At 73.0% G+C, this 6,436-nt stretch carries 6 protein-coding genes; all 6 read right to left on the bottom strand.

The window, feature by feature from the left end; translation table 11 throughout:
• Positions 1-369 precede the first annotated feature (369 nt).
• Positions 370-2,562, bottom strand: coding sequence for a catalase/peroxidase HPI (katG, locus tag ACYVJ4_RS15955; protein WP_460461128.1), 2,193 nt, complete (start codon positions 2,560-2,562; stop codon positions 370-372).
• A gap of 18 nt (positions 2,563-2,580) precedes the next feature.
• On the bottom strand, positions 2,581-3,063 hold the full coding sequence (locus tag ACYVJ4_RS15950; RefSeq protein ID WP_460461127.1) for a Fur family transcriptional regulator: 483 nt from the start codon (positions 3,061-3,063) through the stop codon (positions 2,581-2,583).
• Between the two features lie 38 nt (positions 3,064-3,101).
• Complete coding sequence (locus ACYVJ4_RS15945; RefSeq protein WP_460461126.1) at positions 3,102-3,530, bottom strand: hypothetical protein; 429 nt, start codon at positions 3,528-3,530, stop codon at positions 3,102-3,104.
• Positions 3,530-4,969: an NADP-dependent phosphogluconate dehydrogenase gene (gene gndA / locus ACYVJ4_RS15940; RefSeq protein ID WP_460461125.1), complete on the bottom strand. Its 1,440-nt coding sequence runs from the start codon at positions 4,967-4,969 to the stop codon at positions 3,530-3,532. The genes ACYVJ4_RS15945 and gndA overlap by 1 nt, the downstream gene beginning before the upstream one ends.
• Positions 4,970-5,008: 39 nt before the next feature.
• Positions 5,009-5,710, bottom strand: coding sequence for a response regulator (locus ACYVJ4_RS15935; protein ID WP_460461124.1), 702 nt, complete (start codon positions 5,708-5,710; stop codon positions 5,009-5,011).
• Positions 5,707-6,436: sensor histidine kinase (locus tag ACYVJ4_RS15930; RefSeq protein ID WP_460461123.1), on the bottom strand; the 730-nt coding region annotated here is incomplete at its 5' end. The genes ACYVJ4_RS15935 and ACYVJ4_RS15930, both read right to left, overlap by 4 nt.

The following is a 6,436-nucleotide window of genomic DNA, read 5'->3' as shown; positions in this document are numbered from 1 at the left end:
CCCCGGCTGCACCGCGCCACCGGCCTGGTGCGACGTCCACCACACCACCCCGTTCAGCCAGGGCGGGAAGACCTCCGTCGCCACCGGCACGTTGGTGTGCGGGCGCCACCACCGCCACGTCCACGCCACCGGCATGACGGCCCGCCTCGTCGACGGGCACATCGTCTGGTCAAGCGATCCGTCAGACCAACCACCACACCCAACCCCACCAGCAGCACCGAGCAAAGCCACCGCAGCGGTCGACCACCTCGTCCGACGCTTCCTCGTGCGGCTGCGCCGATGAGGGCGGACGACCGCGCGCCCTGCTCGACGGACGAGCAGGGCGCGCGGGGGTGGTGCGGGTGGACCAGGCGGAGCGGGTCCGGCGGATCAGACGAGGTCGAAACGGTCCAGGCGCATGACCTTGTCCCAGGCGGCGACGAAGTCGCGGACGAACTTCTCCTGCGCGTCGTCGGCCGCGTAGACCTCGGCCTGCGCGCGCAGCTCGGAGTTCGCGCCGAAGACGAGGTCGACGGCGGTGGCGGTCCAGCGCACGTCGTCCGAGCCCGCGGTACGGCCCTCGTAGACGCCCTCGTCGGTGGCCGACGCCTTCCACGTCGTGCCCTGGTCGAGCAGGGTGACGAAGAAGTCGTTGGTCAGCGTGCCCGGCCGGTCGGTCAGCACGCCGTGCGAGGTGCCACCGTGGTTGGCGCCGATGGCGCGCAGGCCGGCGACGAGCACCGAGGCCTGCGGCGCGGTGAGGTCCAGCAGGTTGGCGCGGTCGAGCCACAGCGTCTCGGGGGGCAGCTTCTCGCCGTCCCGGACGTAGTTGCGGAACCCGTCCGCCCGCGGCTCGAGCACCGAGAACGCCTCGACGTCCGTCTGCTCCTGCGACGCGTCGGTGCGGCCCGGCGCGAACGGCACGGTGACCTCGAAGCCGGCGTCCTTCGCCGCCTTCTCGACCGCCGCGACGCCGCCGAGCACGACGAGGTCTGCGAACGAGATCCGGCGTCCGGAGGCACCGCCGTCGAAGTCGCTCTTGACCCGCTCGAGCACCTCGAGCACCTCGCTCAGCGCCTCGGGGTCGTTCGACGTCCAGCTGCGCTGCGGCTCGAGCCGGATCCGGCCGCCGTTGGCCCCACCGCGCTTGTCGGTGCCGCGGAAGCTCGCGGCCGCGGCCCACGCCGTCCCGACGAGCTGCTGCACGCTCAGCCCCGAGTCGAGCAGGGCCTGCTTCAGCGTCGCGACGTCGTCGTCCGTGACGAGCTCGTGGTCGACGGCCGGCACCGGGTCCTGCCACAGCTGAGCCTCCGGAACCCAGGGGCCGAGGTAGCGGGTGACCGGGCCCATGTCGCGGTGCAGCAGCTTGTACCAGGCCTTGGCGAACGCCAACCGGAACGCCTCGGAGTCCTCCAGGAACCGCCGCGAGATCGCCTCGTACGCCGGGTCGACCCGCAGCGCGAGGTCGGACGTGAGCATGCGCGGCTCGCGCTTGGAGCTGGCGTCGTGCGCCAGCGGCACGGTGCCCGCGCCGCCGCCGTCGACCGGTCGCCACTGCTTGGCACCGGCGGGGGAGTCGAACAGCTCCCACTCGTAGCCGAACAGGTTCTGGAAGAACTCGTTGTCCCAGCGGGTCGGGTGCGCCGTCCAGGTGACCTCGAGGCCGGACGTGATGGTGTCGTCGCCCTTGCCCGTGCCGTACGTGTTGCGCCAGCCCAGGCCCTGCTCCTCGAGCGAGGCGCCCTCGGGCTCCGGTCCGACGTGGTCGGCCTTCGCGGCGCCGTGCGTCTTGCCGAACGTGTGCCCGCCGGCGATCAGCGCGACGGTCTCCTCGTCGTTCATCGCCATGCGGCGGAACGTCTCGCGGATGTCCCGCGCCGACTTCAGCGGGTCGGGCTCGCCGTTCGGGCCCTCGGGGTTGACGTAGATCAGCCCCATCTGGACGGCGCCGAGCGGGCCCTGCAGCTCGCGGTCACCGGCGTAGCGCTCGTCGCCGAGCCAGGTGTCCTCGGGACCCCAGATGACCTCCGGCGGCTCGTACACGTCGTCGCGGCCGAAGGCGAAGCCGAACGTCTCGAAGCCCATCGACTCGAGCGCGCAGTTGCCGGCGAACACCAGCAGGTCGGCCCACGAGATCTGCTGGCCGTACTTCTTCTTCACCGGCCAGAGCAGGCGGCGCGCCTTGTCCAGGTTGGCGTTGTCGGGCCAGCTGTTGAGCGGCGCGAACCGCTGCGCACCGTCGCCGGCGCCGCCGCGGCCGTCCTGGATCCGGTAGGTGCCGGCCGCGTGCCAGCTCAGCCGGATGAACAGCGGGCCGTAGTGGCCGTGGTCGGCCGGCCACCAGTCCTGCGACGTCGTCATGACCTCGAAGACGTCACGCTTGAGCGCCTCGACGTCCAGGCCCTGGACGAGCGTGCGGTAGTCGTACCCGTCGTCCATCGGGGTGGGCCGCGCGCCGTGCTGGTTCAGCACCTTCAGGTCGAGCTGGTTCGGCCACCAGTCGCTGTTGGTGCGGGGACGTCGTCCCTCGGTCGCCGGCTCGGGGGCAGGGATGGCCGGGTTCTCGCTCTCGCTGGCAGACACGGTGCGATCTCGCTCTCTTCAGTCGGTGGAGCTGGTGGTCGGGGGAGCAGGAACGGACGGGGACGCGGCGGCGCGGCAGCGCGGGCAGCGTCCCCAGAAGACGACCTCGGCCTCGTCGAGGTCGAAGCCGTGGTCGTCGGACGCCGTCAGGCACGGGGCCTCGCCGACGGCGCAGTCGACGTCCTCGATGGTGCCGCAGCTGCGGCACACGACGTGGTGGTGGTTGTCGGCCACGCGCGACTCGTAGCGCGCGACCGAGCCGGACGGCTGGATGCGCCGCACCAGCCCGGCGGTGGTCAGCACCCGCAGGACGTCGTAGACCGCCTGGTGCGACACGTCGCCGTGGTCGGCGCGCACGGCGCCGATGATCGAGTCGGTGTCGGCATGCGGGTGGTCGTGCACCGCCGCCAGCACCGCCAGCCGCGGGCGGGTCACCCGCAACGAGGCCCCGCGCAGCAGCCCCTCGTAGGGGGCCGTCGAGAACTCGGGGCCGGTCGCCACGAGCGGCAGTCTGCCGAGGTTTCTGGAACCGGTCAAGATCAGGCGTCGCTGCCCGGCGCCGCCTCGTGGCCCGGCCGTCCGTGGGTGCGTCGGTCGTCCTTCATCTCGGCCTCGAACACGTGCCGCGTGCCTCCGACCAGCGCCTCGCGCACCACCCGCTCGTGCTCGCGGAACACCGACCAGTACCCGTCGTCGTACTCCTCGACGACCTGGAAGGTCCACCGCCCGGGCAGCACGTTGCGGCCGACCAGGTCGGTGGCCAGCCGGTCGGCGAGCTCGACGTGGCCGGCGTCGCGCAGCCCGTCGACCGCCTCGCCCAGGGCCAGGTCGGCGCTGCCGGTCAGCTGGTGGAACGAGTACAGGTGGCCCCGCGCCCGCTCGACCGTCTCGAGGGCCTCGCTCAGCTTGCCGACCGCCTCGACCGTCGCGTCGTCGACGCCGTCCGGCCGCTCGTGCCCGGCGACCATCAGGCCTCCTGCTCGGTGCGGTCACCGGCCCACGTGGTGTGGAAGGCGCCGTCGCGGTCGACCCGGTGGTAGGTGTGCGCGCCGAAGTTGTCGCGCAGCCCCTGGATCAACGCGGCCGGCAGGCGCGGACGTCGCAGCCCGTCGTAGTAGGCCAGCGACGACGAGAACGCCGGGGTCGGCACGCCCGCCCGCGCCGCCGCGACCACGACCCGGCGCCAGCTGTCGACGCCGTCCTGCACGGCCTGCGCGAAGTACGGCGCGACGAGCAGGCTCGGCAGGTCGGGGTCGGCGTCGTACGCCTCGCGGATCCGGTCGAGGAACCGGGCGCGGATGATGCAGCCGCCGCGCCAGATCGTCGCCATGGCGCCGCGGTCGACGTCCCAGCCGTACTCGTCGCTGCCCGCCGCGATGTGGTCGAAGCCCTGCGCGTACGCGACCACCTTCGAGGCGTACAGCGCCTTGCGGACGTCGTCGACGAACGCGTCGCGGTCGTCGGCGAACCCCTCGGCCGCGGGCGCCGAGAACGTCTGCGCCGCCGCGTCCCGCTGCTCGGCGTGTCCCGACAGCGAGCGGGCGAACGTCGCCTCCGCGATGCCGGTGATCGGCACGCCGAGGTCGAGCGCGCTCTGCACCGTCCAGCGCCCCGTGCCCTTCTGCTCGGCCTGGTCCAGCACGACGTCGACGAACGGCTTCCCGGTGGCGGCGTCGGTGTGCGCCAGCACGTCGGCCGTGATCTCGATCAAGAAGGACTCGAGGTCGCCGGAGTTCCACTCGCGGAACACGTCCGCGATCTCGGACGGCGAGGCGCCGAGCCCGCTGCGCAGCAGGTCGTACGCCTCGGCGATGAGCTGCATGTCGGCGTACTCGATGCCGTTGTGCACCATCTTGACGAAGTGGCCCGCGCCGTCCGGCCCGACGTGGACGCAGCACGGCGTGCCGTCGACCTCGGCCGCGATCGACTCGAAGATCGGGCCGAGCTTCTCGTACGACTCGGCCGAGCCGCCGGGCATGATCGACGGCCCGTTGAGCGCGCCCTCCTCGCCGCCCGACACTCCGGACCCGACGAAGTGGATCCCCTTGCGCTGCAACGCTTCCTCGCGACGCCGGGTGTCGGCGAAGTGCGCGTTGCCGCAGTCGACCACGATGTCGCCCTCGTCGAGCAGCGGCACCAGCTCGTCGATGACGGCGTCGGTGGGCTCGCCTGCCTTCACCATCACCACCACGGCGCGCGGTCGCTCGAGCGAGGCCACGAAGTCCGCGAGCTCCTCGCTCGGCACGAACGTGCCCTCGTCGCCGTGCTCGGCGACCAGGCTCTCGGTGCGCGCGTGCGTGCGGTTGTGCAGCGCGACGGTGTACCCGTGCCGCGCGAGGTTGCGGGCCAGGTTGCGCCCCATGACGGCCAGCCCCGTCACGCCGATCTGCGCCGTCCCCGTCGTCATGCTGCCTCCCTCGCCCGCGGACCTTCCGTCCCTCGCACGCTACGCCGGGCGGCCGTCCGGCTCGAACCGGTAACCCAGCCCTGGCTCGTTCAGCAGGTGCTGCGGCCGCGCCGGGTCGACCTCGAGCTTGCGGCGCAGCTGAGCCATGTAGAGCCGCAGGTTGGCCTCGGCGCTCTCGTACCCCGGTCCCCACACCTCCTGCAGGAGGTGCTGCCGGCTGAGCAGCTTGCCGGGGTGGCGCAGCAGCTCCTCGAGCAGCTTCCACTCGGTGGGCGTGAGTCGCACCTCGCGCGCCTGCTCGCCGTCGCGGGCGGTCACGCGGCGCTGGGACAGGTCGACCGTCGTCGCGCCGAACGTCACGACGGGCATCGACTCCTCGACCCCTGCGGCCCGGCGCGACACCGCCCGCAGCCGGGCCAGCAGCTCGTCGACCGAGAACGGCTTGGTCACGTAGTCGTCGGCCCCGGCGTCCAGCGCATCGACCTTGTCGATGCTGTCACCGCGCCCGGACAGGATCACGATCGGCACGGTCGTCCAGCCGCGGAGCCCGCGCACGACGTCCACGCCGTCCATGTCGGGCAGCCCGAGGTCGAGCACGACGACGTCCGGCCGGTGCCGGGCCGCGAGGGCCAGCGCGTCGGTGCCGTTGGCCGCGGTGGTCACCTCGTAGCGGCGCGCCCGCAGGTTGATCGCGAGCGCGCGCAGGATCTGCGGCTCGTCGTCGACCACCAGCACCTTCACGACTGCGCCACCTCCAGCGAGAGCACCATCGTCAGCCCGCCGCCGGGCGTCTCCTCCGTCACCAGCGTCCCGCCCATCGCCTCGGCGAGGCCGCGCGACAGCGCCAGTCCCAGACCGACCCCGGTGGTGTTGTCGTTGTCCCCCAACCGCTGGAACGGCACGAACACCCGGTCGAGCTGGTCGTCGGGGATGCCCGGCCCGCGGTCCACGACGCGCAGCTCGACCGTGCCACCCAGCGTGCTGCCGGTGACGGACGGCGGCCGGCCGGGCGGGCTGTACCGCACCGCGTTGGCCACGAGGTTGCCGACGACGCGCTCGACCAGCCCGGGGTCGGCCTGCACCTCCGGCAGGTCGTCCGGGACGTCGACCACGACCTGCCGCCCGGCCGGCCCCAGGTCGTCGAGCGCGATCGGCACCACCTCGTCCAGCGCCACCGGTCGGCGCAGCACCGACATGGCGCCGGCGTTGAGGCGGCTCATGTCGAGCAGGTCGTCCACCAGGCGGGCGAGCCGGTCGAGGGACTCGTCAGCCGTGAGCAGCAGCTCGGTGCGGTCCTCGTCCGACCACTCGACGTCCGTCCCGCGCAGGCTGGTCACCGCCGCCTTGGCCGACGCGAGCGGCGTGCGCAGGTCGTGCCCGACGGCGGCGAGCAGCGCGGTGCGCATCCGGTCGGCGGCCGCGATCGGCGCCGCCGCGGCGACCTGCTCGGCCAGGCGCGGCGGGACG

This window comes from Angustibacter peucedani (assembly GCF_054779595.1).
Note: the sequence above shows the minus strand (reverse complement) of the source record. Positions and strands in the feature narration are given on the sequence as shown.

Coding starts and splice junctions, on each gene's coding strand:
- ACYVJ4_RS15945 (WP_460461126.1), bottom strand. CDS start 3,530: ATGGTCGCCGGGCACGAGCGGCCGGACGGCGTCGACGACGCGACGGTC.
- gndA (WP_460461125.1), bottom strand. CDS start 4,969: ATGACGACGGGGACGGCGCAGATCGGCGTGACGGGGCTGGCCGTCATG.